Annotated in this window: 1 protein-coding gene; it reads left to right on the plus strand. The window is 72.5% G+C overall.

The annotated features are described in order from the left end of the window. On the plus strand, nucleotides 1-2,103 hold a 2,103-nt coding region (locus HW578_RS25805; RefSeq protein ID WP_232479295.1), incomplete at both ends, for an AAA domain-containing protein.

A 2,103-nucleotide genomic window follows, 5' to 3' on the forward strand; every position in this document is an offset into this window, starting at 1 on the left:
TTCCGGCCGGCGCGCGGCGCAGGAGGTCGCGGCGCGGGTGGCGCGCGACGGCGCCGACCCGCTGGCTTCCATCGAGGCCGCGATCACCGGCCAGGCCGCGCGCGGGCGCGTGCGCAACGGCGGCGCGCTTGGCTCTGCCGCCTTCGGCCGTCTGTGGCGCGGCGAGGACACCGACCCGTCGATGATGTCCGCGCTGATCCTCTGGCGGCAGAAGCACGGGCCGGAGGCAGCGGCGGCGCTGGCGGAGGATACGCCGGCGGGCGATGCCGCCGTGCTCGAAGCGGGCGCCGCGGCTTGGGCCGAGCTGAAGCAGGCGACGGGCCTCGATCCCGTCGCTGCCTTCGGCACGGCGGACCCGTCCTTCGCGGCCATCGCGGACCGCCTCGGCACCTGGGCGGAGCGGCCCGATGCGCTGCCGCTCTGGCAAGGCTGGCGGCGCGCGCTGGCCGCCGCACAGGGCATCGAGCCCATCGTGCAGCGCCTGCAGGACGGGCGCCTTGCACCCGAGGCCGCCGAGGACGCCTTCGCCTATGCCCTGCACGAAGGATTGCTGCGCGCGGCCACGCTGCAGCATCCCGACCTCGCTGCCTTCGACGCCGCCGCCTATGACCGGCTGGTCGCGGAGTTCCGAGAGGCCGACCGTGCGCGCGTGGCGCTGACGCGCGCCGAGGCCGCGCGCGCCCATGCCGACCGCGTGAAGCAGGTGCGCGATGGCGCGCCCGGCATGACCGTGATCCGCGGCGAGATGGAGAAGAAGCGCGGCCACCTGCCGGTGCGCGAGTTGCTGACGCGCGCGGCGGGCGCGATCCAGCAGGCGAAGCCCATCTTCATGATGTCGCCGCTGAGCGTCGCGCAGTTCCTCAGCCCCCCGCACGGGCTGCGCCCGGGCCTCACCTTCGACCTGCTGGTGATCGACGAGGCCTCGCAGGTCGAACCCGTCGATGCGCTGGGCGCCATCGCCCGCTGCCGCCAGGTGGTGGTGGTGGGCGACGACCGGCAGATGCCGCCCACCCGCTTCTTCCAGCGCATGACCGGCGAGGAGGACGAGACCGCGCCCGAGGATGCGCCCGATGCGGTGGCGGCGCGCGACGTCGAATCCATCCTGGGCCTGTGCAACGCGCGCGGCGTGCCCCGCGCGATGCTGCGATGGCACTACCGTAGCCGGCACGAGAGCCTGATCGCGACATCGAACCAGGAATTCTACGAGAACCGGTTGCTCGTGCTGCCCTCGCCGCGGCCGCGCTCGGCGGAACTCGGCCTGTCGCTAGTCAAGGTCGAATCCGACGAGAGAGACGAGAAGGGCGCAAACCGCATCGAAGCCGCTGCGGTCGCTGCAGCGGTAATGCGCCATGCGAAGGAGACGCCGGGTGACTCGCTCGGCGTTGCCGCTTTCTCGCTTGTCCAGCGCGACGCCATCCTGGACGCGATCGAGGCCGCGCGCCGCGCCGATTCGTCTGCCGACGCTTTCTTCTCCGACCACGCGGACGAACCCTTCTTCGTCAAGAACCTCGAGAACGTGCAGGGCGACGAGCGAGATGCGATCTTTATCAGCGTCGGGTTCACCAAGATCGGCCAGGATCCGCTTCGCATGAACTTTGGCCCCGTCTCCTCTGAGGGCGGCGAGCGGCGGCTTAACGTGCTGATCACCCGCGCAAAGAAGCGATGCGTCGTCTTCAGCGACATCACGGCAGACGACATCGATCTAGCTCGAACTGACGGAATTGGCGGCGAGAAGGCCCTCAAGACCTTCCTCGCCTTCGCCGCCGCCCCCGCGGCCGCGCCGCGCGGCGGCGGGGATGCGGCAGGCGGGGCGCTCACCGATGCCATCGCCGCCGCCGTCACCGCCGCCGGCCGTGAGGCCGTGCCGCATGTCGGCCTGGCCGGCCTGTTCCTCGACGTCGCCGCGCGCGGGGAGAACGGCTACGACCTCGGCATCGAGGCCGATGCCGGCGACTGGGCCGCGCTGCGCTGCGCGCGCGACCGCGAGCGCGGTCGCCCCGCCGCGCTCGAGATGATGGGCTGGAAGCTCGCGCGCGCCTGGTCGCTCGCCTGGTATGCGCGGCCGGAGGCGGAGGCGGCGAAGGTGATGGCCGCGCTCGGCGC

The organism is Roseomonas rosulenta, assembly GCF_016106005.1.
Lineage (GTDB): Bacteria > Pseudomonadota > Alphaproteobacteria > Acetobacterales > Acetobacteraceae > Neoroseomonas > Neoroseomonas rosulenta.